This is a genomic window from Pseudomonas sp. G5001, from assembly GCF_013385475.1.
In the GTDB taxonomy this organism is placed as follows: Bacteria; Pseudomonadota; Gammaproteobacteria; order Pseudomonadales; family Pseudomonadaceae; genus Aquipseudomonas.
In genome coordinates this window covers 116,969-140,665 of record NZ_JACAPZ010000043.1, presented here as the reverse complement: position 1 = coordinate 140,665, position 23,697 = coordinate 116,969, and the positions used below count along the sequence as shown (strand labels likewise).

Genomic DNA, 23,697 nt, shown 5'->3' with positions numbered 1-23,697 from the left:
CTCGCTAAAGCTCGACAGCTCCTACAGTGGATCTCTCGCGTATCATCACCCTCCTCGCTCCTCAAGGACTCCCCATGTCTTCAAGCAAACGCGACAGCGCACGCATCGAACGTCGCCTGGTCGCGACCCTGACCTATGCCTGTGAGATCGCGAAAGCCGAAATTACCGGCTTCGACTGGCTGACCCACGAAGTCGACTACCAGGCCTTTGCCCAAAGCCTGCTGGTCATCTGGGTATTCGATACCAGGGCGAACCGGGAACTGGCCCTTTCTACCGGACTGGACCTGCGCATGCGCGAACTGACGGCCACCGCGCTGGAGGATGCCGGGGTGGATCGCCCTTCTTCGGACCGCTACGTGCGCTTCGACTCCGAGGAAGAATGCCACCTGCAGCATGGCGGCAATTGGCGCCTGCGCCTGCTCAAACTGTATGCGGTAAAGGGGTAAAGCCTTGGCTAAAGATATCGAGAACCCGTGCGTCTCAACCTGCCAGCTCAGTGGTGAGCTGTGCGTGAGTTGTGGACGCACCAAGGACGATATTCGCAAATGGAAAAAGATGAAGCGGCCAGAGAAGATGGCCGCTGTGCAGCGCGCAACGTTGCGCTTGAAGACGTTGAAAAAGGGCAAGTGACGCACCCGGTTTCAGGCCGTCAAGTACGCCCGACGGACCCCGTCACCGGCAAATTCCCGAGCAACTTGAGCCCGGTGGTTTTCACAAACGTCGCGTAGTCCATCGGCTTCTCGATACGGGTTTCAGCGTTGGGCAGTACATACGCCCAGGCGCGCTTGGACGACACGTCGTAAACCAGCTTGAACAGGCGAGTCGGCACCCAGACCTTGTTGTCGCCAATGGTGCTGTAGCCCGGGTCAAACAACGGGCCGGTGAACACGAACACATTGCCGTCGGCGCGCTTGGCAAACTTGCGCACGTCCGCCTCGACCTTGCTCCAGATCTTGCGGTTGTTGGTCGGGTCTTGCGGGACCATGTTCGACAGCGCAAAGGACTGGGCCATGGCGTTGGTGCTCGGCGCATCCGCCGCCGGGGATTGATGGCCACGGTCCACGGCCGGGTGTTGGCCACGGTAGTCGCTCAACTCGGCGCGCGCGCCTTTGGGAATACGCGGGTCGGGGTAGAACTGGTTGGTGCGTTCTTCGCCTTTGGCATCCTTCAACTGGCCGGCATTCAGGCGTTCGACCACCACCAGCGGGGTCTTGCTGGTTTGCGAGTACAGCACCGCGAAATTATCGGAACACAGCGCCAGGGGTTTCATGGTGGCCGGCACGGTGGCCGTGTTGATCGGTTGTGCGGCCGGGAACAGGTCGGCGCAACTGTCGAACGATGGCTTTTTCTGTTGGCTTGAATACAGATCCAGGGCCGCGCCCTGGCTGATGGAGCCCGAGCGGGAGGTATGGGATTGAGGCGGTGTGATGAGGTCCAGCAGGCCACGGGCTTGCGCCCCGGTGGAGAGCAAAACAAGGGCCGACAGCCCAACTGCAATTTTGCGTAGGTGCATGGGTTAAATCTTCAAAGTTCGATTGCGGGGCTTATGGACCCATGGATGTGACTTTAGTGCGAAGCAGCGCTGCAAAATACCCTGAACACGGTTTACGTAAGTGACTGATAGGTTTGAAGATAAGCTCGCAGCATGCGGGTCACCTGCTGTTCCAGGCCGGCTTCAAAGGCCGCAGATGCATTGCCTTCAAGCAACGCCCGAACCGGTCCCACCACCGCGCTGAGCGAGATGGCGGCGGTAAGGGATGGGTCTTCAAAACGCGCATCCGACGCCGTCGCCAACATCGCTGCAATCGCGGCCACCACCCGCTTGTTGATCCGCGCCACAAGCTCCGCACCGCCCCGCTCACCTGCGATGGCATACAGGGCTTTGGACGCCGTCGGGTCCATCAGCTTCACGGCGAGAAAAGCCGTGACAAACCCCGATGCCATTTCCGCCACCGTGGTGCCCTGGTGTTGATCGCACGCCTGCTCGACGGTCTCGGCCACCTGCACCAGATGCTTCTCCAATACCGCAGCAAGCAGTGCATCGCGGTTCGGATAGTACTGATAGAGACTGCCCACCGACATGCCCGCCCGCTCGGCCACGCGGGTCGTGGTGCAGCGGACCAGGCCCTGAGCGGTCAAAACCTGAAGGGTTGCCGTGTGCAGCGCTTCCACCGTCGCCGCCGACCGGGCCTGGACCGCTGATTTTCTTGGCTTTAACGACGCTTTGAGAGGGCTCATGGAATGCGAATTCTAAACCTGAAGGATCCTTCATATTATAGGCTTCCTCCCGTCAAGCAAGAGCTCCGACCATGACCACCAGCACATTCAATCTCGGCGATCGCACCGTCAACCGCATCGGCTACGGTGCCATGCAACTGGCCGGCCCAGGCGTGTTTGGCCCGCCCAAGGACCGTGATGCAGCGCTGGCCTTACTGCGCGAGGCCGTCGCTTGCGGCGTGAACCATATCGACACCAGCGACTTCTACGGGCCGCATGTCACCAACCAGATTATTCGTGAGGCACTGCACCCGTATAAAGACGATCTTACGATCGTCACCAAGGTAGGCGCCCGCCGTGGCGACGATGGCGCCTGGTTCAACGCTTCGTCGAAGGCCGAGCTGACCCAGGCCGTGCACGACAACCTGCGCAACCTGGGCCTGGATGTGCTGGACGTGGTGAATGTGCGGGCCATGCACGGCGTGATGGGCACTGCCGAAGGCTCGATCGAGGAACCCCTGAGTGCCATTGCCGAGCTGCAACAACAGGGCCTGATACGCCATATCGGCATCAGCAACGTTACCCCGACGCAGGTCGCCGAGGCGCGAAAAATCGTGCGCTTCGTGTGCGTCCAGAACCTGTACAACATCGCCCACCAACACGATAACGTGATGCTCGACGAATTGGCCCGGGACGGCATTGCCTATGTGCCATTCTTCCCGCTGGGCGGGTTCTCGCCAGTGCAGTCAGCGGTGTTGTCGAACGTCGCACAGCGCCTCGGCGTCACCCCGATGCAACTGGCCCTGGCATGGCTGCTGCGCCGTTCCCCCAATATCCTGCTGATCCCGGGAACGTCCTCGGTCACCCATCTACGGGAAAACATCGCGGTGGGCGAGCTGGATCTTTCGGATGAGGTACTCGCAGAGCTGAACACCCTCGCAGGCTGACCCTCACGCCAGCAGTTCTGCGATCCACCGCGCCTGCTGGGCGACCTCTTGCATCTTGTCCTCGGGCACCGCTTGCCGCGCCTGGGCGAAGTCGCTCAGGGTCTGCTGTTTGTGGCGCAGGATGCGCTGCCACTTGAGCAGGAATTCCGGGCTGCGGGCCTGCATTTGCAGCGGGCCGAAGTACAGTTCTTCGGCGGTGTAGGTCACAGGCCCGGCGTGCTCGGCAACGATGATTTCGTAGAAGAAGCGATTTTCCCGCAGCAGCTCTTCGCTCACGATGCGGTAGCCGTTCTCCATCAACCACTGGCGCAACGGTTGCTCGCCGCCGTTGGGCTGCAGCACCAGGCGCTCCTCGCCACTGAGACGCGCCTTGTCGCTGTCGAGGATGTCGCGGATGGTCTCGCCGCCCATGCCACAGATGCTGATCGCGGTGATCCCGTCTCCCGGCTCGATCGCCGCCAGGCCACTGGCCAGGCGTACGGTGATGTGTTGCTCCAGCTCGTTCTCGCGCACCGTGCGCTCGGCTGCGCGAAACGGCGTCAGGGCCACCTCGCCCGCCACCGCCGCCACGATGGCGCCGCGGCGCATCAATGCCACCGGCAGGTAGCCGTGGTCGGAGCCGATATCCGCCAGGCGCGCCCCGGCGGGGACGTGCGTCGCCACGCGCTCAAGGCGCATGGACAATGTGTGTTCGTTCAACTGCCGTTCCTTTTCGGTAATACCCTGGCCATTGTATTGCGGGTTCATCAAAGAGGAACGTCACTTTGGTGAGCGCCGTCAATCAGTGGCCGCCAGCCTTACCAGTTCCTTGCGCAACAGCGAACGATCCAGCACCGCCATCCCGGCCTGCCAGTCGATGGAAAGCAACTGGCTCAGTTTTTCCTGGCTGACCCTGGGCTCAGCCAGGAAATAACTTCTGCACTCGCGGATACTGATGAGATTCACCAGCCAGTCCTCCCCCTGCGCCGCCAGCCAATCAGCGATGGTCGAGCGATGCTTTCGGATCAGCGCACCGGCATCCCACACCGTCATCTGCGCAAAAACCTGCGGCAGGTTGCTGTCGGCTTTCAGCCACTTCAGGTCACCCGCCAACGCGCCTGCAAGGTCTGACTCGATAGTGGCCTGGCACTCGGAGAAATACCGCTCAGGCCAGCCCGCCGCGAGTTTCGCCAGCAGCGCGAGGGTTTCATAAGCCCGAACATCCTCCGCGGATGTCAACTGCCCGGTAAAATTCAGGGTATTGTCCAGGATTGCCGTGGCCAGCAGCGCGGCACTGTGCTCACTGATCAGCGGCAACAAACCGGCCGCTTCCCAACGCAGGAAAACCTGCGTCGCTGCTGCACCGATCAAACGGATGTCTGCGGCACTTCCCAGCCTCTGCGCCCAATAGGTTTCAAACCCCGGGTGATGGTCAATCACCTCCACCACCTGATCGAGCACGACCACCGGGTCGAAGTGGTGGAAGTCCGAGATATCCACCATCACAAACTCATCGCCGGGCCCGGGTCGGTAGTCATCCAGTGACGATCGCCAGCCGAGCACGGTCCTGGAGATGCTGGCATTCAGTGGAGCACTGCTGACGGCACGCGCCTCGATTCCCTGACGATTCAACAACTCGGCATACGCAATGCAGCAGGCGTATGCATCGATGTCCAGATACGCCGAGCCGGAGGTGACTACCCTCATCGGAAAAACTCCATGATTTCATATTTTTGGCAGGCAAATTTCACACGCCTTTATGACGAAAACATGACTAAATGCACAGAACAACCTGGGAGATTCGAGCAATGACGTCATTTCGCGTTCGCGAGCTGAGCAGTACGGACACTGAAGCATTGCTGGCCTTCGAAGCCCGTAACCGTGACTGGTTCGAGTCGCATATCGAGGCGCGCGACCCATCGTTTTACTCGGTGCAGGGCGTCGCCGAGCATATTGACGGTTATCTATCTGGCCTGGCCACCGGCACATGGCACCCGTTCGTGATCGAAGACGCCAGCGGCGAAATCGTCGGTCGCGCCAACCTGAAAAGCATCGACTCGCCAAAGGGCTCTGCCGAAGTCGGCTACCGCGTGGGTGAGCGCTCGTGCGGGCAAGGGCTGGCAACCCTGGCGCTGAACCATCTGATCCGCGAGGCACAGGCGCGCTGGGCACTGACCCAACTGGTGGCGTACGTGTACCCCGAGAATGTGGGCTCACAAAAAGTCCTCACCCGCTGCGGTTTCGTGCCCGACCAGCCCGCACCGGACGGCAAGCCCCAGGGCGAAAACCGCTTTGTCCTGACATTCCAGGCCTGAAGACCCGGCCCCCCGGCGAACCTTTACCCGGTAAACACCGTCCGAGCTAGGGCATTGATGTTTACCGCTCGCCGCGAGGTTTCCGTTTGAAAGCTGCCATCATCAAAAAATACCGCCTGATCATCAAGACCATGGGCTATGTAGGCTGGGCGCTGTTCTGGCTGCTGCTCTGGGATATCGCCGTCACCGTGGACTTCATGCTGTTCCTCAACAGCAAGATCAACCTGCCGCTGATGCCGCTCACCCTACTCGGCTCGGCGCTGGTGGTGCTGATCAGTTTCCGCAACAGCAGCGCCTACAACCGCTGGTGGGAGGCACGCACGTTGTGGGGGGCGATGGTCAACAATTCCCGCAGCTTCGCCCGGCAAGTGCTGACGCTGCTGGATGACCCGGACAATGAGGTCAACCCGATAAAGGCGACCTTGCTGCGCCGTCACGTGGCGTATGTGAACTGCCTGGCGGCGCACTTGCGGGGCCAGCCTTGCCCGGAAGAAATCCGCGCCTTCCTGCCGGCCGACGAGTTCGCCCGCAGCACCAGTACCAATAACTTTTCCAACGACATCATCAACGGCTCCGCAGCCCTGCTGGCCCAGGAATACAAGGCCGGGCGCCTGGACAGCATTCGCCTGGCGCGGCTGGAGTCGACCCTGGTGGATTTGTCCAACAGCCAGGGCGGCATGGAGCGCATCGCCAATACGCCGCTGCCCTACCCTTACGTGTATTTCCCACGGCTGTTCATCTCGCTGTTCTGCCTGATCGTGCCGGTGGGCCTGGTGGAATCCCTGGGCTGGTTCACCCCGCTGGCGTCCACGGTGGTGGGCTTCATGCTGCTGGCCATCGAACGCATCGGCACCGATTTGCAAAGCCCGTTCCGCGACAGCGAGCACCAGATCCAGATGGAAGCCCTTTGCGAAACCATCGAGAAAAACCTGCAGTCGATGCAGCGTGATTCCCTGGGGGGCGAGCGGATCAGTTAATCCTTGCCGGGCCATTAACAAAAAAATCCAGCCAGTGGTGAATTATTCAGTGTCCGCATGTATCTGACCCATTAAGCGCATGCCACCAAAACAGTGGCATCGAAATGGACCTGCGGCTGAGTATTCCCATGAAATCACGCAAGAAAACCGTCAATCCGATTGGATTGGATGACATCACCATCGTCGACGACGCCAAGATGCGCAAGGCGATCACCGCCGCTGCGCTGGGCAATGCCATGGAGTGGTTCGACTTCGGGGTGTATGGCTTTGTCGCCTATGTGCTGGGCAAGGTGTTCTTCCCCGAAGCGTCTCCCAGCGTACAGATGATCGCGGCCCTGGCGACCTTCTCGGTGCCGTTCCTGATTCGCCCGCTGGGCGGCCTGTTCTTTGGCCGGCTGGGGGACAAATACGGCCGGCAAAAGGTCCTGGCGGCGACCATCGTGATCATGTCCCTGAGCACTTTCGCCATCGGACTGATCCCCTCCTATGACTCGATCGGCATCTGGGCGCCGATCCTGTTGCTGCTGGCCAAGATGGCCCAGGGCTTCTCGGTGGGCGGTGAGTACACCGGTGCCTCGATCTTCGTCGCCGAATACGCCCCGGACCGCAAGCGCGGCTTCCTCGGCAGTTGGCTGGACTTCGGCTCCATCGCCGGCTTCGTGCTCGGCGCGGGCGTGGTGGTGCTGATTTCGGCGGTGATCGGCGAAGACGCCTTCCAGTCCTGGGGCTGGCGCCTGCCGTTCTTCCTCGCCCTGCCGCTGGGCATGATCGGGCTCTACTTGCGTCATGCCCTGGAAGAAACACCGGCCTTTCAACAGCACGTGGAGCAACTCGAACAAGGTGACCGCGAAGGCCTGGCGGGCGGCCCGAAAGTCTCGTTCAAGGAAGTCGCCACCAAGCACTGGCGCAGCCTGATGACCTGTGTCGGCGTGGTGGTGGTGACCAACGTCACGTACTACATGCTGCTCACCTACATGCCGAGCTACCTGTCGCACAACCTGCACTACAGCGAAAATCACGGCGTGTTGATCATCATCGCGATCATGGTCGGCATGTTGTTCGTGCAGCCGATGATTGGCTTTGTCAGCGACAAGATCGGGCGCAAACCCTTCATTCTGTTCGGCAGCATCGCACTGTTCTTTCTCGCCATTCCGGCGTTCATGCTGATCAACAGCGGCAAGCTCGGGCTGATTTTCTCGGGGCTGCTGATCATTGCGGTGGTGCTCAACTTCTTTATCGGCGTGATGGCGTCCACCCTGCCGGCGATGTTCCCTACCCACATCCGCTACAGCGCGCTCGCCAGCGCCTTCAACATCTCGATCCTGATTGCCGGCCTCACGCCAACCGCCATGGCCTGGCTGGTGGAGACCACCAACAACCTGTACATGCCGGCCTATTACCTGATGGTATTCGCCGTACTGGGGCTTTTCACCGCCCTGACCATGAAGGAAACCGCCAACAAACCCCTGCGCGGCGCGGCACCGGCGGCGTCGGATATCGAGGAAGCCAAGGAGCTGCTGCAGGAGCACGAAGATAATATCGAGCAGAAGATCGAAGATATCGACGCGCAAATCGCCGAGCTGGAAGCCAAGCGTGAAAACCTGGTGCAGCAACATCCACGCATCAACTGACGCAACATATTTGGAAACGAATCGCGGGTGAACTAACGCGCAAGCAGCACGCTCCTTCCTTAAGCGCAGTCAGCGCGGCCCTGATGAGCCTCATCAGGGCCGCTCAACGATAAGGAGCCGCCCGTGACCGACACCACCACCCTCACCTACCGCTGCACGCCTGGTCCGCTTCACGCGACCTTGCTGGCCGGTACCGTCCCGCTGTTTCTCGGCGCCCTGCTGAGCGACATTGCCTACTACCAGACCTACCAGATCCAATGGAGCAACTTCGCCGCCTGGCTGATCGCCGGCGCCCTGCTGTTCTGCGGGCTGGCGGGGTTGTTTGCACTGGTCAACCTGCTGCGTGCCGACCGCAAGGCCGGGCGCCCCACGGTGTACTTCCTGCTGTTGCTGGTGACCTGGGCGCTGGGCCTGGTGAATGCCTTTGAGCATGCGAAGGATGCCTGGGCCGTGATGCTTTCGGGCCTGGTGCTGTCTGCCGTCGTGACCCTGCTGGCCTGCGTGACCACGTGGGTCGGGCTGACCAACCTGCGCTCGGGAGGTGCCCAATGAAGCCTTCCAGCACGCTGACCGTTTTAAGCATGGCGATGTTGTTGAGCGCCTGCGGTGGCGAAGCCGACAGCACTCAGGCTCGTGGCCCCGACCCCAAGCTGCCGGAACCCCAGCGCGGCCTGTTGCCCAGCATGAAGATCGCCGAACCGGTGGCCTGGGGCGAGCAGAAACCTACGGTGCCCGAGGGTTTCAGCATCACGGCCATCGCCACCGACCTGCGGATCCCGCGCCAGACCCTGGTGCTGCCCAACGGCGACATTCTCGTCGCCGAAGGCCGGGGCGGCAGCGCAGCGAAACTCAAGCCCAAGGATGTGATCGCCAGCGTGATCAAGGCCGAGGGCAACACCAAGGTCAAGGGCGGCAATCGCCTGACCCTGCTGCGCGATGCCGACGGTGACGGCACCTACGAGTTGAAAACCGTATTCGCCGAAAACCTCAACGCGCCCTACGGCCTGGCCTTTGCCGACGGCAAGCTGTACGTGGCGAACCAGGATGCGCTGGTGCGCTTCGACTACGCAGACGGCCAGACCAAGGCCGGTGGCCCGCCCACCACCGTCACCGAGCTGCCCGCCGCGATCAATCACCACTGGACCAAATCCCTGGCGATCAGCCCCGACGGCCGCTCGCTGTATGTGGGCATCGGGTCCAACAGCAACATCACCGAACGCGGCATGGAGGTCGAGATCGACCGGGCGATGGTCTGGCAGATCGACGCCGCCACCGGTGCCCACAAGCCTTATGCAACCGGCTTGCGCAACCCGACGGCATTGACCATTCAACCGGGCTCCGGGCAGGTGTGGGCGGTGGTCAACGAGCGGGATGAACTGGGGCCGGACCTGGTGCCGGATTACCTGACCTCGGTGCGCGAAGGCGAGTTCTACGGCTGGCCCTACAGCTATTGGGGCCAGAACGTCGACACCCGCGCCCAACCGCAGAACCCGGCCAAGGTCGCCGCCGCGATCAAGCCGGATTACAGCCTGGGTTCCCACGTTGCCGCGCTGGGCGTCGATTTTTCCATCCCGGCCATGGGCGAGAAATATGCCGACGGCGTCTTCGTCGGCGAGCACGGCAGCTGGAACCGGGACAATCCGGTGGGCTACAAGGTGATCTTCGTGCCGTTCAGCAATGGCCGGCCTGCCGGTGAGCCGCTGGACTTCGCCACGGGTTTCCGCGGGGACGATGGCAAGACTCGCGGGCGGCCGGTGGGGGTCACGGTTGATCCGAAGGGTGCGCTGATCATTGCCGATGACCTGGCCAACACGGTGTGGAGGGTGACGCGCAATAAATAAGGCCTGAAGCGGCCGATGTGGTTGCCTTCCTGTGGAGCGCGGCGGTACCTTCGCCGCACTCACGAACAGGAAGGTAACCGCAATGCCAGACACCACCGACAACGGCTTCTATGATCGCGCGGACGCGCACATCGAGCTGTCCAACAAGCAGTTCAGGGCGTTCGCCGACCTGGGCAAAGTCAGCGCCTCGATGATGTTCGGCACCACACGCTTCAATGCCTGGGTCAGCGCACGCAGCTTTAAATCCGGCGAAGAAATGGCCCAGGCGCGTGAGGCGATGCTGAAGTATTTCTGTGATCAGTACCGGATGATGCTTGAGGATAATCTTGATGATCACATCAACAATTTCAGCAAGTACATGCTCGTTAAGGGCAGTTGAACCCGCCCGCACAGGGCGGTGTGTCGACCTGTGATACCCGGCGCTCAAATTGCAACGAAGTGGCCCGCGGCGACCTCGCGGTAACTGATCGGCGGAGCCTTGTAGCCCACCTCGTAAATCCTGCTGGGCACGCTCTCCTCCATCAGGCTGAACGGCTTTCTGGGCACGTTCAGGTCCGCCGAGGGCACCGCGCTCAGCAACCTTTGGGTGTAAGGGTGCTGAGGCTGCTCGAACACTGACTGGCGTGGCCCGATCTCAACGATGCGTCCGTGGTACATCACCCCGACCCGGTGGCTGACCCGCTCGACCACCGCCAGGTCATGGGAAATAAACAGGAATGAAATGCCCATCTCGCGCTGCAGGTCCTGCAGGAGATTAATCACCTGGGCTTGAATGGACACGTCCAGCGCCGAGACGGCTTCATCGGCGATGATCAGCTTCGGAGACAGAGTCAGCGCCCGCGCGATGCAGATCCGCTGTCGCTGCCCACCCGAGAACTCGTGCGGATAGCGTTGTGCATGCTCCGCCGACAGCCCCACCTTCTCCAGCAATATTCGCACCTGCTTTCGTGCTTGCGCGCCATGTGCAATGCCATGAACATGCAGCGGCTCCAGCAGGCTGTTCTCGATCGTGAGACGCGGGTTCAGGGATGCATAGGGATCCTGGAAGACCATCTGGATATCGCGGCGCAGCGAGTTCATATCGCTCTTGTTCAACGTCGTAAGGTTCTTGCCACCGAAAACGATATTCCCGCCCTGTATCGGCATCAGCCCGGCAATCGCACGAGCGCTGGTGGATTTCCCGCACCCGGACTCGCCCACCAGGGCCAGCGTTTCACCTGAGTAGATATCAAAGTCGATGCCTTCGACGGCATGCACACGGCGCCGGACCTTCCCGAGGAGACCACCTTTGAGGTCGTACCGAATGGACAACGACTCGACTCTGAGCACCGGCGGACTCTGGTAGTCCGGGGCCACGCCAGGCGCAGGTTCTGCACCCGCTGCGACGTCATCATCGATCAAGGCAAATTTTGCGGGAAGTTGAGTGCCACGCATTGAGCCGATTTTTGGAACAGCCGCCAGCAATGCCCGGGTGTAGGGCTGCCTGGGCTCCTGCAGCACTGCCCTTGCCGGACCTTGCTCAACGGTCTCGCCTTTCTTCATCACCATCACATGGTCTGCGACTTCCGCCACCACGCCCATATCGTGGGTGATAAAGATCACACCCATGGCCAGGCTATCTTGCAGCTCCTTGATAATCCGCAGGATCTGCGCCTGCACCGTCACATCCAACGCTGTGGTCGGCTCGTCGGCGATCAGCAGTGTGGGCTCGCAGACCAGCGACATCGCAATCATGATCCGTTGGCGCATGCCGCCGGAAAGCTCATGGGGAAACCGGTTCATGACCTGCTTCGCATCCGGAATACGCACCAGGTCCAGCATGCGTAATGCCTGGGCTTCGGCTTGCGCACGGCTGCACCGCTGATGCAGCAAGATGCCTTCGATGAGTTGCGCGCTGATCTTGAAGACCGGATTCAGCGAAGTCATGGGCTCCTGAAAGATCATCGACATGGACGAGCCCCGCAGTGTGCGCATGACAGACTCGGGCGCCGCCACCAGGTCGACAATCTGGTTATTCCTGGTTTGCAGCTCCATCGAGCCCGAAAGCACCCGTCCGCCGGCGCGCTTGATCAGGCCCATCATCGCCATTGAGGTGACGGATTTGCCGGAGCCGGACTCACCCACGATCGCCAGCGTCTGACCGCGCATCACCTCGAAGGACACATCGCGCACCACCGGCGTCTCGCGCCCTCTGGTGCCGAAGCCGACACTCAGGTTTTTCACCCGGGCTACCAAATTCTCGTTCATGGGGCGCTCCTTTAATCGACGATCGCCGAGATGGCCGCGTCAAGGTCGGCACGGGATTGATCGACCTTGCGCCGGCTCTGCGCAACCCACTCACGGTCCTGCTCCAGTTCGTTCTGGGCGATCGACAATAATCGCCGGACCTCGTCCGGGCCGACGCCGCCCGCGGAAGTGCGGGTCTCGACAAAACGGCGCGGGTTCAAAGCATCGCGGACCTGGGCATCCGAGTAGCCCAGGGTTGAGCCGACAGTTTCCACGCTGGCTTGATCCAGTGCGGCGCCGGTCACCCCGGCAGGAGCCACGCCCTCGTACAGACAGTTACGCACCAGGCGGGCCACGATGTGGTGGACCTGGCGGAAAGAGATGCCCCGGTCCCGAACGATCACATCGGCGAGGTTGCTGGCGGTGCACCAACTCCCGGAGAGCAGGGCTGTCATCCGGTCCTCATGCACCACCAGGGTTTCAATGATGCCGGTAAACAGGTCCAGCATGCCTTCGGTGGTGGCCAGCGCATCATGGATCAACGGCAGGTCGCGCATCGCCTGGTCGCCGGTACCTTCGGACCGGAAAGTGGCCAGGGCCGTGCTGAGCCAGGTCACCGATCCACCTGCAGCTTTCTTGATGGTTTCCAAGCCGCTGGGGTTTTTCTTCTGCGGGAAAATACTGCTGGTGCCGCAATAGCCGTCGTGGCTTTCCACCGTTCCAAATTCGACGCTCGACCAGATATGCAGGTCGGTTGCCAGGTCGTTCAGGTCGGCCATGACAAAGGACAATGCGCCAATCGTCTCTGCTGCGTACCATGCTTCGCGGCCCAGCTTGGAGTTTTCTACCAGGCTGTCGAACCCCAACAGGTGCGTGGTGCGCCCACGGTCCAGCGGCCAGGACGTGCCGGCCAGGCCGACGGCACCAAGGGGGTTGCGATTGACCCGGGTGTAAGCGTGCATCAAGCGGCTGAAGCTGTCGTGCAGCCTCGACGTAAAACTCAAAAGGTAGTGGCCGAACACCCAGGGCTGGGCATGCTGCATATGGGTGTAGCCGGGCATGATGGTGCCCGAATGCGTGGAGGCCTTCTGAATCAACGCCACCTGGAACTCATTGATACGGTCCAGCACCGCCAGGATGCGCTTGCGGTCGTACAGGCGGCGTACCGTTGCCCCTTGGTCTATCCGGCTGCGGCCGGTGTGCATCTGCCCGGCCGAGTCTTCGCCGATCCGGGAGAAAAGGTACGATTCAACCTGAAGCAGGAAGCTGCCTTTCTTTACATCAAACGGGAAGTCGGCGGGAACCATGTCCCGAATCAACCGCAGCTCCGCGAGGATGGCTTGCCCGACCGACACAGAAAGAATCTGCTGTTCAACCAGCATCACGGTGTGCGCCAGGTCCACTTCGACAAACTCGTGAAACTGACGTTTCTCGGTCTCAAGTGCCGGAATATCATGGTACTTGACCATGCGTTCAGCGGGAGGAGCACTCAGGCGAGCGTCGGTTAACAGTGTTTCGTTGGCATGTAAATTCGACATTTAAATCACCGCTCAATAAGTTCTACATTCGTCAAATCGATGGTCCCTTCATAATCGACATCCAGGCCATTCAACGCTTTACGCACACCAATTATTTGCTCCTGGTCAAACAGCGGCAGATTGTCCGGGTCTTGTTCCCATAGAATCTGCTGAATCTGGCCGTAATAGGACATGCGTGTTTTTTCATCCAGTTCACGCGAGGCCAACTGAAGTAATTTGTCTACCTGAGGGTTGCTGTAACCCGTGAGATTCTGCGGGTCGCCGCTGGACAACTTTCGACGCAAACGAATATCCGCGTCAGATATGCCCGTTCCCAGTAACCACATGTTTGCGTCATTGCTACCTTTGCCCGTGCCCTTGCCCGGCTCGGGGCGATACAAGTTCTTTTGATACGTTGCCCATTCCCATACCTTAAACTCGGTCTTCAGCCCCACGGCGTTAAGATAGCCTTGGACAACTTCCGCGACCTGGCGATCTTTGGTATAGCGTCCCGCCGGGGTCCATATAACTACGGTGCCTGGATAACCGCCTGGATATACCTCGTTAATTATTTTTCTTGCCGCATCAGGGTCGTACTTCACCGGAGGGAATTCACGTCGGGCTTGCGTACCCTCCGGAAATGGGCCAGTGGGTACTTTTCCATATCCCAACAACACTTTGTCGACCAATGCCTGGCGATCAATCGCCATACTCACCGCCCTCCGTATGCGCGGGTCATCAAAGGGCGGTTTGGTCAGGTTCATTTCAAAGAACACCTGGAATGTGCTGGGTACCCGCAGCAAGGTGGATTTATTCAGTTCCTTTAATTCAATAGCCGCCTCGGGCGATAAATTTGCCGCGATATCCGCATTGTTCGTTCGCAGCTCTATGACTCGGGAAGAATCTTCCCTGACCGGACGGAACACGATGGTTTCCGGTTTTGCCGTTGTTCCATAAAAAGCGTTGTTCTTATGAATAACGGCCTGGTCGTTGGGTATCCAACTATCAAATACGTAGGGCCCGGTACCGACGGGATGGTGCCCATAAGCCCGTCCATATTTAACGACAGCGGCCGGACTGCTGATTGACGAAGATTCTTTTGCCAGTAACTCCAACATTGTGGGTGACGGATTTTTTGTGGTGATGCGTAACTCATTCGGCGCTAGCGCATCCACCGAAGCTATATCCGCATAGTAGGACCGGTGCGGAGAACCGAGCTTGGGGTTCATGATTCGGTCCAGGTTAAACTTCACCGCTGCAGCATCAAACGCCGTGCCGTCATGAAAGGTAATTCCCGGTTTCAGGATAAAAATCCATTGCCGTCCATCCTCGGACCTTGACCATGACTGCGCCAAATCAGCTACAAACGTGTTATGCCCGTGACCGTCCCATGCGACCAACCGATTAAACAGGTGATTAATCACGTTATAGGAAGGCACACTGCGCGAAATCGCTGGGTCCAGGGTATCGATATCAGCGCCTTGAACGAATGTCAGCTTCTTCAGGTCTTTGGCGTTGGCAACAAACGATAGGCCCGCCGACAGTCCAAGGATGCCGACAACAGCGAAACTCCGTATCAATACTTCCAGGCAATTCAGACGCCGCATAATCTTTCTCGCTTGATAATTCTGGTGGACACACAGGGCGTGTTTAACCGCGCCGAACTCATTTATGCGTTACGTGATTTCGGGTCGATATAGTCTCGCAACGCATCCCCCACAATGTTGAAACTCAATATGGTCAAAACCAGTGCAAATCCGGGCGCAATCAATACGTAGGGATGGGTGGTCAATAACGGCCGCGACTCGGCAATCATCGAGCCCCACTCCGGGGTGGGCGGCGGCGGGCCAAGCCCCAGAAAGCTGAGCCCGGAACCAATGAGGATTGCTTCAGCCAGCGAGACGGTGGCCTGGATAATGACCAGCGAACCGATATTCGGCAGGATATGTATCAGCAGCAGCCGCAGATCGCTGACGCCAATCGACTTGGAGGCCAATACAAACTCGCGGTTTCTCAATGCCATGACCGGCCCGGCAAAGAAACGCACGTAAATCGGGATCGTTGAAATGGCGATGGCCAGTGTCAGGCTTACTATGCTGTTGCCCGCCACCGTGATGACCAGAATGGCAACCAGTGTCCGGGGAAATGCAATCATCGAGTCCATGACCCGCATCACCACCCCGGCGATGGCGCCGTTGTAATAGCCACACGCCGCACCTAAAGCGATGCCAATGACCATCGCAATGCTGACACTTGAAACTGCGACGGTGAGCGTAATTCGTGCCCCCCACACGACTCGACCCAACAAGTCACGGCCCAATTGGTCCGTGCCGAGCCAGGAACTTGCACCGGGCTCGACAAGGGACGTTGATAAGTTGATCTTGGTGACCGAATCCCAATCAAACAACAAAGGGGCAGCTATCGCCGCAGCAACCATCACCAGGATCACGATCAATGAAGCAAACGCGAACCAGCGCTTATTGGAAATAAGGAAACTGACAAAGCCCAACCGATATTTTTTCGGAAGTTTCATATCGGCCTCAGTTGTAAGTGACGCGAGGGTCGAGGACGCCATAAACCAAATCCACCATTAAGTTGATAATTACCACCACCGCGGCAAACACAAGAACTGTGCCTTGGACGACATAAATATCCCGAGCCATGATTGCATCAATCAAGAGCCGCCCCATTCCCGGCCAGGCAAATACTGTCTCGACAATAACCGCGCCACCCAGTAACCGGCCGAAGTCCATACCGAATACTGTCACCAATGGAATGGCCGCATTGGAAAGTGCATGCTTGAGTACTACCTCGTAACTCGGTACACCTTTCGCATAGGCAGTACGAATATAATCTTCCCTCAGCACATCCATCATGGTGGATCGGGCCAGCCGTGAAAAAGTTGCAACATACGGCAAACCAAGTGTCAAGGCCGGTAATATCAGGTGTTGCAGCCCGCCTCTGCCGGTCGGCGGCAACCATCCGAGGTTGGCTGAAAAGATCAGCATCAATATCAGTCCCAGAAAGAAGCCAGGCATTGATATGCCCAGAACTGCAACGGTGGTCAGCGAACTATCAAGGAAGCCTCTGGGCTTCAAAGCGGCCGCAATACCGAGGGGAACGCCAATGATGACGGCAAGCAACATTCCGGCAGCGGTCAGTTCAATCGTGGCGGGAAGAGTTCTGGCTATACCTTCGAGCACGGGCGTGAATGTCTGGAATGACTCGCCAAAATCACCCACGACAACTTTCCTGACATAAATAAGGTATTGATTGATTAGCGGCTTATCCAATCCGTAGTTTTGCCTTATTTGCGCAACATCTTCCGCTGTTGCATCCGGACCTGCTGCCAGCTGCGCAGGATCTCCCGGAATAAAGTGCATGACCAGGAAGACCACAATGGAGACTCCCAGCAGCATCGGAAGCAGAAGTAACAACCTGCGGACGGTATAATTCAGCACGCGCTATCCTCTTTTTTATTTTTACTTAAGCGGCACCCGATATTAATAACGGGAACGGCTTTTCTTTGGTAAAACCACGCAACTAAATCATCGCGCCGTTACATGCTTATAGCAAACCGGTAACAGGTTGGACGCACATAACAAAATGTTATACGCTCGCAAAAATGCGCCCTCCAACATTCGATCGAGAGCCACAATGAAACTCAATCCTCGCCAATTGGAAGCTTTCAGGGCGGTCATGCTCACCGGAAGCATGACTATCGCCGCCGAGGCACTTCAGGTCAGTCAACCGGCCATCAGCCGGCTCATCCGCGACCTCGAAATTGTCCTTTCCCTTCGACTGTTTCGCCGTGAAGGCAATCGCCTCATTCCCGGGGCGGAAGCACAGGTGTTGTACGCGGAGGTGGACAAGTTTTATCAAGGCATAGAACGCATCGAGCGGGTTGCAGAGGACCTTGTGACGCTGCGCACCGGCACATTGAGGATCAGTTCAATGAGCACGCTGGGGCTCAGTGTGGTGGCTGAGGGGGTATGCCGATTCGCGCGAAAGCACCCCGAGGTCAGAACCTCGTTGGATGTGCGCAACTCGGTGGGCATCCTGGAACTGACGTCTGCCAACCAGATCGATATTGGTTTTGTGCAGATTCCTTCAGGGGAATATCCCGGGATCCAGGTGATCAACCTGCCACCCATCAGCGCGGTGTGCGTGATGCCGGCCAACGATATGTTGGCCACCAAAGACGTGGTGACCCTGGAGGATTTGCACGGGCGACGCCTGATTACCCTGAACGCCAACAATCCTTTGCAGCGACGCATCACATCAGCCATGGAGGCTCGGGGTGTTGCAGGCGTCTCCAGCGTTGAAACCACCGCCGCGCACTCCGCCTGCGGAATGGTGTCCGGGGGGCTCGGCATCACCGTGTGTGATCCATTCACCGCCTCCTACTCGAAATACCCGGGCCTTACGTTCAGACCGCTGGACCAGGACATACCCTTCGAGGTTTCGATGGTATTTCCGGGTCACCAGCAGCGCTCCAAGCTCGCCTCGGATTTCATGCAGGTCATGGAAGGTATCTTCAGGTCGGAGTTTATTTCCATGATTCCCCGTGAAGCGTACTAATCGCGAGTCACTTCAGTTCGGTTGAGTAATTCAGCGGCACCCATTGCCACGCGGCGCCCTGACCACGCAAATGCCCCAGGCCGGGAAACGAGAGGTGCGCCGCGCCGACCAGCGCGCCCTCTTTCGCAGCCAGGCTGAACACGGTCTCGCGGGCCGTGGTGGCGGCTTTCTTGTCCGTATCAAACTCGATAGTCACCGACGGGTCGGCAAACTGCACGGCACCGGCGTGGATCAGATCACCGGCGACAATCATCTTCTGGCCTTTGCTCTCAACCAGGTAGCTGGTGTGCCCCAGGGTATGGCCATAGCTGGACAGCGCCTTGAACCCCGGCAGGATCTCCCCGCTGCCCTGGAAAGGCTGGAACTTTCCAAGCGCGATATACGGGTTCAAGGAAGCCATTGCACCCTTCGCGAACTCGGGTACGAAGCTGTTGGCGTCGGCCGAGGCAGGCTCCAGCCTCGCCGGCGAGAGCCAGTAATCGGCGTCACGCTTGTCGGCGTGTACCGTGGCGTTCGGAAACACCATCACCCCTTCGGCAACCAGCCCACCCACGTGGTCCGGGTGCATGTGCGTGAGAAGGATGTCATCGACCTGCTCCGGCTTGTAGCCGGCTGCCTGCAGGTTGGCCGCGAGCTTGCCCAGGGTCGGCCCGAAGAGCGCACCAGCGCCGGTATCGATCAGGATGAGCCGAGTGCCGGTATTGACGAGATACGCGTTCGTCGAGGTCTCAGTGGGCACCCCGAGGAACGCCTTGCGCAGTGCGGTAGTGGTCTTGACAGCCGGCTCATTCAGCAATTTGTCGAACGGTGCATCGATGGTGCCGTCACTCAGCGCGGTGACCTCGAAATCTCCAAGCATCGTGCGATAGTAACCAGGGGCCTGGGTTTTGACTTGGGGCGCGGCGGCAACTGCCACCGCCGGTGCCGCGATGGCTCCCAGTGCCAGAGCAGCAGCAAGGGCCGTGTAATTCAACACGCGGGTAAATGTCAGCTTGGTCATGGTGCAGCTCTCCAGTTGGAATCGGCGGCATCCTATTCAAGCGTTTTTTATAGTTGAAATCGAAACTCCGCATGCCAGGTATGTGTGGCGTAGATACCTGCCAGGGCCTGATGTCGTCAGGAAAGCACGCAGAGCTTGAGTTGTTCGCGCAACCAGAGATGTGCCAGGTCCTTGTCGAACCGTGGATGCCAGGCAGAGAACAAACTGAAGTCGCGCACCTCGAGGGGCAGAGCAAGGGCCGCCAGCGAGCGCTCATAACGGCTCAGGAAACGGGACGGAAGCACACTTACACAGTCGCTGTTCTGCAGCAGCAATGGAACGATGCTGTAGTAAGGCACCGACACCGCGACACGGCGCGCACGCCCCTTCTGCGCGAGCACATCATCAATAAAACCGTGAAAGCTGTTCACGGCACCCGACACCACCACATGCTCCAGGCCCAGGTATTCCTCCAGCGTTGGTGGCGCGGATCCGCGAGGGTGATCGGCGCGCTGGGCCATCTTGAATTCTTCCTGCAGCAGCAACTCGTGCGACAGGTTCCCGATACGGCTGTGTGATACCAGCGCGACGTCAATCTCGCCGCTTTCCAACTGATCGCCAAGCAACACCTGGTCGATCGCACGTATCGAAACCCGGATGCCCCCAGGACTCGCAGCCTGCACAAGCTGCACCAGCCGGGGCGCGACGATCGCAGCGGCGTTATCGTTCGCGCCAATCACAAAGGTCCGGTCCGACTTGGCAGGATCAAAGCATGGAAGGTCACCGACCACCGTCCCCAGTACCTGCAACGCCTGGCGCAACGGCTGACGCAAATGTTCGGCACGTGCTGTCAGCACCATGCCTTTTCCGGACTGAGCAGGCATCAATAAAGGGTCGCCGAACAGGTCACGCAACCGCGACAACTGCGCGGATAACGCCGACTGCGTCAGGTTGAGCTTCGCCGCCGCCCGCGTGACGTTCCTCTCCTCAAGCAAGACGCTGAGGGAAGTCAGGAGCGCGAGGTTGTGTCCAGTCAGGTTCATCGGGTTGATCCACTGCCATCTCTCAAGGTGACGTTAATGTAATCAGATACTGCCCCGACGTCACAGGCCTCCCTTGGCCATCCACCAACGCATATTGCTGCTGGTAATAGCGGTCTCCCCGGCCACTGTCGGCGACCAGCTTCACGTTCACGGCGCTGTGGTCGAGGGCCGTGACCGAGCCCACCGGTTGCACACTGCGCACGCTGATGGCGCTGCCGCGTGCGGACGTAGGGCAATTGTTGAGTTTCATCCCGTTGGCCACGGCGAGCGGTGTGCAAGACGCTTCGACGATGCTGCCGTGAAACGAGATGACTCCCTGCCCCACCGGGCTCGCGGCCATGCAGGCACCGGACAGGCTGAACAACAGGCCAACATGGATTGCAGACATTCTCTTGATGCGCATGCCGATACTCCCGGGGGTGATAAAGCCTATGCCCCGGGATATCGGCCGAGCAGCAGGTTATTTTAAGATTTGTCTGATGTTAGAAGCGGTTTTTCCAAAGACTTTGGAAATATCAGTGCCCGCCAACCACAGGTTTACCGTGGGCCCGGTGCCCCGGCTTGAAGCCATGGAGTCGCGCGCACCACACAATCGCGAAGCCCACCGCCAGCAACACCAACATTGCCCATGGGAAAGACGCCACGCCCCAGGTATCCAGCAACACGCCACCCACCACGCCGCTTCCGGCGATCGCGCTGTTCCAGGCCACCACGTTCAGCGACAGTGCCACGTCCGCTCCATCGCCTGCCGCGTCCGCCAATGCGGTTTGCAGCAACGTCGCAGCGCCGCCGAAACTCAAGCCCCACACCGCCACGCCGAGGTAAATAACGCCCGGCACTTGCGCCAGAAAACCAAACGCCAAACACGTCGCCGCAAAGCCCGCCAGGCTGACCAGCACCGTCTTGCGCAACGCCACATCCACCAACCGGGCAGTCACCCAAATCCCGAGCAGCGCCGCTATACCAAACACCAACAACACCAGATCCACACGGTCCACCAAGCCCGCCGGAGCCACGAACGGCGCGATGTAGGTATAGAGAATGTTATGGGCGAGCATCCATGAGATCACCACCGCCAGCACTGGCCGCACACCCGGCGTGGTCAGCACCTTGCGCAACGGCATGCGCTGATGGGCCGACTGGCCGGGATAATCCGGCACTTTCACCAGCACCCAGACAATCAACACCAGGGTCAGTGCCGACATGATCCCGAACGTGGTGCGCCAGCCCACCAGCCCACCCAGCCAGGTGCCCAGCGGTACGCCGAGTGACAGGGCAATCGGCGTTCCTACCATGGCCAGCGCCAACGCCTTGCCCTGCTGATGTGGCTCAACCATGCGCCGCGCATAGCCGGCCAACAAACTCCAGGCCAGCCCCGCCGCCATCCCGGCGAGGAACCGCGCCAACAGCGTCAGCCCGTAGTGGGAGGACAGCGCCGTGATGGAGTTGAACAGCAGAAAACCGACGATGGTCAGCAGCAGCACATTGCGTCGCCGCCAGCCGCGAGTCGCGATGGTCAGCGGGATCACCGCCAGCACCGAGCCCAGCGCATACGCGGTGACCATCTGCCCGGCCATGGAGGCTGAAACTCCCAGCCCATCGCTGATCAGCGGCAACAGGCCCGCCGGCAGGGTTTCGGTGACGATGCAGATAAAACCGGTCATGGCCAGGGCGAGCAAGGCGCCGACGGGCAAGCGGTCGGGAACGGCGTCTGCCGATAAGGTGGTTGAGGGGGTCACAGGGAAACTCCTTGAGCGAGAGGACTTAAATACCGATCGATATAAATGTTGGGCGCCCCACGCAGCGTTGTCAACGACTTATGTATCGACTAGTATTTATCTCATCACCCGAGAGGATTTCCACATGGCACAGATGGGCCGCCCCCGCACCTTCGACCGCGACCAGGCCGTGGAACAGGCCATGCACCTGTTCTGGCAGCACGGTTACGACGCGACGTCCCTGAGCCAGTTGAAAGCCGGATTGGGCGGCGGCATCTCCGCGCCGAGTTTCTACGCGGCGTTCGGCTCCAAGGACGCGCTGTTCCAGGAGTGCGTGCAGCGTTATCTGGCGACGTTCGCCCAGGTCACCGAATGCCTCTGGGATGACAGCCTGCCACCGCGCCAGGCCATCGAGACGGCGTTGCGCCAATCGGCACGCATGCAGTGTGAAGAGGGGCATCCCAAAGGCTGCATGGTAGCCCTGGGCGTGATGAGCGCGCCCTCCCCCGAGAACGCACAAGTCACCCATGGGCTGACCCATTCGCGAGAGCGCACACGGGCGGGCATCGTGCATTGTGTCGAGCGCGGCATCCGCGCAGGCCAGTTACCGGCCGAGACCAATGCACGTGCCATGGCCACGGTCTACGACAGTTTTCTGCAAGGCGTGTCGATCCTGGCCCGGGATGGCGTCGACGCTGATGCCATCGATACTGCCATTGGCCAACTGATGCTGACCTGGGACTTATCCGCCGCTACAGCGCCGCCCATTCGGCGCGATGCTCCAGCAGAAAATCCACAAACGCCCGCACCCGATGGGGCACATAGCGGCCATGGGGATACAGCAAGGTAAACGGCCGTGAGCGCCCGCCGTAAGGCTGCAAGACCTCCACCAGGCTGCCGTTGGCCAATTCCTCCTCGACGATGAACTTGTAGGTCTGGAATAACCCCGCGCCGTGCTTGGCCAGGGTTACGCCACCCAGCACGTCGTCAGAGCAGCTGTAGCCTGCTTCCCCGGCAAACTCCCGCTCCTTGCCGTCCACCTGGAACAGCCAGGAAATGCGTCGCCCGTTGCTCGGCAATTCGTACTGGATGCACTCATGGTTCGGCAAATCCTCCAGGGCCTGGGGCGTGCCGGCACGCTTCAGGTATGACGGCGTCGCGACCACCACCAGCCTGGCGTCTTCCAGCAACCGCGCAATCAGCGTCGAGTCCGGCTGGGCCCGCACGCGAATGGCCAGGTCATAACCTTCGGCGACGAAATCGATGTTGCGGTTGCTGATGTGGATATCCACGCTGACTTGCGGGTACAGCGCACGGAATTTCGGCAGCAGCGGCAGGATCCGGTGATGGCCGTAGGTGGTCGGGATGCTGATGCGCAACAGCCCGGACGGCACCGATTGCGCGCCCATCATTTCCTGCTGGGCTTCCACCAGTTGCGTCAGCGCCTGGCGGCATTGCTCGAAAAATGTCCGGCCGCCATCGGTCAGGCGGATGCTGCGGGTGGTGCGCACAAACAGCCGGGAGCCCAGGCGCTCTTCCAACCGCGAGATGCTGCGGCTCACCGCCGCCGGGGTCACGCCTGCCACCTGGGCGGCGGCGGTAAAGCTGCTGGCCTCGGCGGCAAGGCAGAACAGCTCGATGCTGCCCAGCTGCAAATCTTCGAAATGGCGTTTCATGATGGATTACACCGGGTAGGTCTTTAAGGACTCGCTCACTGCTTCGAAAA

25 protein-coding genes are annotated in these 23,697 nt (G+C 59.8%); 11 read left to right on the top strand and 14 right to left on the bottom strand.

Features of this window, described 5'->3' with window-relative positions; translation table 11 throughout:
- The first annotated feature begins 74 nt into the window (after positions 1–74).
- On the top strand, positions 75–446 hold the full coding sequence (locus HX805_RS28620) for a hypothetical protein (protein WP_177117524.1): 372 nt from the start codon (positions 75–77) through the stop codon (positions 444–446).
- A gap of 4 nt (positions 447–450) precedes the next feature.
- Positions 451–630 carry a DUF1289 domain-containing protein gene (locus HX805_RS28615; protein WP_003207939.1) on the top strand — a complete coding sequence of 60 codons (180 nt, stop codon included), beginning with the start codon at positions 451–453 and terminating at the stop codon, positions 628–630.
- A gap of 19 nt (positions 631–649) precedes the next feature.
- Here HX805_RS28615 and HX805_RS28610 read toward each other — a convergent pair whose 3' ends face one another.
- Together HX805_RS28610 and HX805_RS28605 are read right to left on the bottom strand one after the other, a co-directional pair.
- Complete coding sequence (locus HX805_RS28610) at positions 650–1,513, bottom strand: DNA/RNA non-specific endonuclease (RefSeq protein WP_008433300.1); 864 nt, start codon at positions 1,511–1,513, stop codon at positions 650–652.
- 92 nt (positions 1,514–1,605) lie between these two features.
- Positions 1,606–2,238: a TetR/AcrR family transcriptional regulator gene (locus tag HX805_RS28605; protein WP_023659027.1), complete on the bottom strand. Its 633-nt coding sequence runs from the start codon at positions 2,236–2,238 to the stop codon at positions 1,606–1,608.
- A 71-nt stretch (positions 2,239–2,309) separates the two neighbouring features.
- Between HX805_RS28605 and HX805_RS28600 the strand changes: the two genes are divergently transcribed.
- A complete protein-coding gene (locus HX805_RS28600; protein ID WP_177117523.1) occupies positions 2,310–3,164 on the top strand; it encodes an aldo/keto reductase family oxidoreductase in 855 nt (284 codons plus the stop codon).
- Positions 3,165–3,167: 3 nt separating this feature from the next.
- Here the strand turns inward: HX805_RS28600 and HX805_RS28595 are convergent, their stop codons facing one another.
- Together HX805_RS28595 and HX805_RS28590 are read right to left on the bottom strand one after the other, a co-directional pair.
- Complete coding sequence (locus HX805_RS28595; protein WP_177117525.1) at positions 3,168–3,863, bottom strand: tRNA (adenine(22)-N(1))-methyltransferase TrmK; 696 nt, start codon at positions 3,861–3,863, stop codon at positions 3,168–3,170.
- 78 nt (positions 3,864–3,941) lie between these two features.
- Positions 3,942–4,850, bottom strand: coding sequence for a bifunctional oligoribonuclease/PAP phosphatase NrnA (locus tag HX805_RS28590; protein WP_177117522.1), 909 nt, complete (start codon positions 4,848–4,850; stop codon positions 3,942–3,944).
- 101 nt (positions 4,851–4,951) lie between these two features.
- On the opposite strand from HX805_RS28590, the gene HX805_RS28585 reads away from it, so the two are divergent.
- From HX805_RS28585 to HX805_RS28560, 6 genes are all read left to right on the top strand, one after another.
- Positions 4,952–5,458: a GNAT family N-acetyltransferase gene (locus HX805_RS28585; protein ID WP_102368487.1), complete on the top strand. Its 507-nt coding sequence runs from the start codon at positions 4,952–4,954 to the stop codon at positions 5,456–5,458.
- An 86-nt stretch (positions 5,459–5,544) separates the two neighbouring features.
- Complete coding sequence (locus HX805_RS28580) at positions 5,545–6,435, top strand: bestrophin family protein (protein ID WP_087692921.1); 891 nt, start codon at positions 5,545–5,547, stop codon at positions 6,433–6,435.
- Positions 6,436–6,563: 128 nt separating this feature from the next.
- The gene (proP, locus tag HX805_RS28575) at positions 6,564–8,066 is read left to right on the top strand and encodes a glycine betaine/L-proline transporter ProP (RefSeq protein ID WP_003207926.1); all 1,503 of its coding nucleotides are present in this window, start codon (positions 6,564–6,566) and stop codon (positions 8,064–8,066) included.
- 123 nt (positions 8,067–8,189) lie between these two features.
- Positions 8,190–8,618 (top strand): DUF2231 domain-containing protein, encoded by a 429-nt coding sequence (locus HX805_RS28570; protein ID WP_177117521.1) that lies wholly within the window; start codon positions 8,190–8,192, stop codon positions 8,616–8,618.
- Complete coding sequence (locus HX805_RS28565) at positions 8,615–9,907, top strand: sorbosone dehydrogenase family protein (protein ID WP_177040508.1); 1,293 nt, start codon at positions 8,615–8,617, stop codon at positions 9,905–9,907. The genes HX805_RS28570 and HX805_RS28565 overlap by 4 nt, the downstream gene beginning before the upstream one ends.
- 82 nt (positions 9,908–9,989) lie before the next feature.
- Complete coding sequence (locus tag HX805_RS28560; protein ID WP_177117520.1) at positions 9,990–10,286, top strand: DUF3144 domain-containing protein; 297 nt, start codon at positions 9,990–9,992, stop codon at positions 10,284–10,286.
- 44 nt (positions 10,287–10,330) lie between these two features.
- Here the strand turns inward: HX805_RS28560 and HX805_RS28555 are convergent, their stop codons facing one another.
- The 5 genes from HX805_RS28555 to HX805_RS28535 form a co-directional block, all read right to left on the bottom strand.
- The gene (locus HX805_RS28555; RefSeq protein ID WP_008433281.1) at positions 10,331–12,154 is read right to left on the bottom strand and encodes an ABC transporter ATP-binding protein; all 1,824 of its coding nucleotides are present in this window, start codon (positions 12,152–12,154) and stop codon (positions 10,331–10,333) included.
- A gap of 11 nt (positions 12,155–12,165) precedes the next feature.
- Positions 12,166–13,671 carry an argininosuccinate lyase gene (gene argH, locus HX805_RS28550; RefSeq protein WP_023659030.1) on the bottom strand — a complete coding sequence of 502 codons (1,506 nt, stop codon included), beginning with the start codon at positions 13,669–13,671 and terminating at the stop codon, positions 12,166–12,168.
- Between the two features lie 5 nt (positions 13,672–13,676).
- Positions 13,677–15,257, bottom strand: coding sequence for an ABC transporter substrate-binding protein (locus HX805_RS28545; protein ID WP_177067843.1), 1,581 nt, complete (start codon positions 15,255–15,257; stop codon positions 13,677–13,679).
- Between the two features lie 62 nt (positions 15,258–15,319).
- A complete protein-coding gene (locus HX805_RS28540) occupies positions 15,320–16,183 on the bottom strand; it encodes an ABC transporter permease (RefSeq protein ID WP_008433279.1) in 864 nt (287 codons plus the stop codon).
- Positions 16,184–16,190: 7 nt separating this feature from the next.
- Positions 16,191–17,111 (bottom strand): ABC transporter permease, encoded by a 921-nt coding sequence (locus HX805_RS28535; RefSeq protein ID WP_177117519.1) that lies wholly within the window; start codon positions 17,109–17,111, stop codon positions 16,191–16,193.
- Positions 17,112–17,307: 196 nt separating this feature from the next.
- Between HX805_RS28535 and HX805_RS28530 the strand changes: the two genes are divergently transcribed.
- Positions 17,308–18,231, top strand: a complete 924-nt coding sequence (locus tag HX805_RS28530; RefSeq protein ID WP_087692926.1) for a LysR substrate-binding domain-containing protein — start codon at positions 17,308–17,310, stop codon at positions 18,229–18,231.
- Between the two features lie 7 nt (positions 18,232–18,238).
- Here HX805_RS28530 and HX805_RS28525 read toward each other — a convergent pair whose 3' ends face one another.
- The 4 genes from HX805_RS28525 to HX805_RS28510 all read right to left on the bottom strand — a co-directional run bounded on the left by HX805_RS28525 (position 18,239) and on the right by HX805_RS28510 (position 21,992).
- A complete protein-coding gene (locus HX805_RS28525) occupies positions 18,239–19,231 on the bottom strand; it encodes an MBL fold metallo-hydrolase (protein ID WP_102368482.1) in 993 nt (330 codons plus the stop codon).
- Between the two features lie 116 nt (positions 19,232–19,347).
- Positions 19,348–20,253 carry a LysR family transcriptional regulator gene (locus HX805_RS28520; RefSeq protein ID WP_003207910.1) on the bottom strand — a complete coding sequence of 302 codons (906 nt, stop codon included), beginning with the start codon at positions 20,251–20,253 and terminating at the stop codon, positions 19,348–19,350.
- A gap of 22 nt (positions 20,254–20,275) precedes the next feature.
- Positions 20,276–20,656 (bottom strand): type 1 fimbrial protein, encoded by a 381-nt coding sequence (locus tag HX805_RS28515; RefSeq protein WP_003207908.1) that lies wholly within the window; start codon positions 20,654–20,656, stop codon positions 20,276–20,278.
- A gap of 112 nt (positions 20,657–20,768) precedes the next feature.
- The gene (locus HX805_RS28510) at positions 20,769–21,992 is read right to left on the bottom strand and encodes an MFS transporter (RefSeq protein ID WP_003207907.1); all 1,224 of its coding nucleotides are present in this window, start codon (positions 21,990–21,992) and stop codon (positions 20,769–20,771) included.
- 124 nt (positions 21,993–22,116) lie between these two features.
- Between HX805_RS28510 and HX805_RS28505 the strand changes: the two genes are divergently transcribed.
- Positions 22,117–22,821, top strand: coding sequence for a TetR/AcrR family transcriptional regulator (locus HX805_RS28505; RefSeq protein ID WP_087692927.1), 705 nt, complete (start codon positions 22,117–22,119; stop codon positions 22,819–22,821).
- On the opposite strand, the gene HX805_RS28500 is transcribed toward HX805_RS28505, so the two are convergent.
- On the bottom strand, positions 22,724–23,647 hold the full coding sequence (locus HX805_RS28500) for a LysR family transcriptional regulator (RefSeq protein WP_008433275.1): 924 nt from the start codon (positions 23,645–23,647) through the stop codon (positions 22,724–22,726). The genes HX805_RS28505 and HX805_RS28500 overlap by 98 nt on opposite strands.
- Positions 23,648–23,697: the final 50 nt, after the last annotated feature.

Excerpts from the sequence above, each read along its gene's own strand:
- argH (WP_023659030.1), bottom strand. The coding sequence starts at position 13,671 with ATGTCGAATTTACATGCCAACGAAACACTGTTAACCGACGCTCGCCTG.
- HX805_RS28585 (WP_102368487.1), top strand. The coding sequence starts at position 4,952 with ATGACGTCATTTCGCGTTCGCGAGCTGAGCAGTACGGACACTGAAGCA.
- HX805_RS28525 (WP_102368482.1), bottom strand. The coding sequence starts at position 19,231 with ATGACCAAGCTGACATTTACCCGCGTGTTGAATTACACGGCCCTTGCT.
- HX805_RS28555 (WP_008433281.1), bottom strand. The coding sequence starts at position 12,154 with ATGAACGAGAATTTGGTAGCCCGGGTGAAAAACCTGAGTGTCGGCTTC.
- HX805_RS28505 (WP_087692927.1), top strand. The coding sequence starts at position 22,117 with ATGGCACAGATGGGCCGCCCCCGCACCTTCGACCGCGACCAGGCCGTG.
- HX805_RS28520 (WP_003207910.1), bottom strand. The coding sequence starts at position 20,253 with ATGAACCTGACTGGACACAACCTCGCGCTCCTGACTTCCCTCAGCGTC.
- HX805_RS28600 (WP_177117523.1), top strand. The coding sequence starts at position 2,310 with ATGACCACCAGCACATTCAATCTCGGCGATCGCACCGTCAACCGCATC.
- HX805_RS28515 (WP_003207908.1), bottom strand. The coding sequence starts at position 20,656 with ATGCGCATCAAGAGAATGTCTGCAATCCATGTTGGCCTGTTGTTCAGC.
- HX805_RS28540 (WP_008433279.1), bottom strand. The coding sequence starts at position 16,183 with ATGAAACTTCCGAAAAAATATCGGTTGGGCTTTGTCAGTTTCCTTATT.
- HX805_RS28610 (WP_008433300.1), bottom strand. The coding sequence starts at position 1,513 with ATGCACCTACGCAAAATTGCAGTTGGGCTGTCGGCCCTTGTTTTGCTC.
- HX805_RS28545 (WP_177067843.1), bottom strand. The coding sequence starts at position 15,257 with ATGCGGCGTCTGAATTGCCTGGAAGTATTGATACGGAGTTTCGCTGTT.
- HX805_RS28620 (WP_177117524.1), top strand. The coding sequence starts at position 75 with ATGTCTTCAAGCAAACGCGACAGCGCACGCATCGAACGTCGCCTGGTC.
- HX805_RS28530 (WP_087692926.1), top strand. The coding sequence starts at position 17,308 with ATGAAACTCAATCCTCGCCAATTGGAAGCTTTCAGGGCGGTCATGCTC.
- proP (WP_003207926.1), top strand. The coding sequence starts at position 6,564 with ATGAAATCACGCAAGAAAACCGTCAATCCGATTGGATTGGATGACATC.
- HX805_RS28500 (WP_008433275.1), bottom strand. The coding sequence starts at position 23,647 with ATGAAACGCCATTTCGAAGATTTGCAGCTGGGCAGCATCGAGCTGTTC.
- HX805_RS28605 (WP_023659027.1), bottom strand. The coding sequence starts at position 2,238 with ATGAGCCCTCTCAAAGCGTCGTTAAAGCCAAGAAAATCAGCGGTCCAG.
- HX805_RS28565 (WP_177040508.1), top strand. The coding sequence starts at position 8,615 with ATGAAGCCTTCCAGCACGCTGACCGTTTTAAGCATGGCGATGTTGTTG.
- HX805_RS28590 (WP_177117522.1), bottom strand. The coding sequence starts at position 4,850 with ATGAGGGTAGTCACCTCCGGCTCGGCGTATCTGGACATCGATGCATAC.
- HX805_RS28560 (WP_177117520.1), top strand. The coding sequence starts at position 9,990 with ATGCCAGACACCACCGACAACGGCTTCTATGATCGCGCGGACGCGCAC.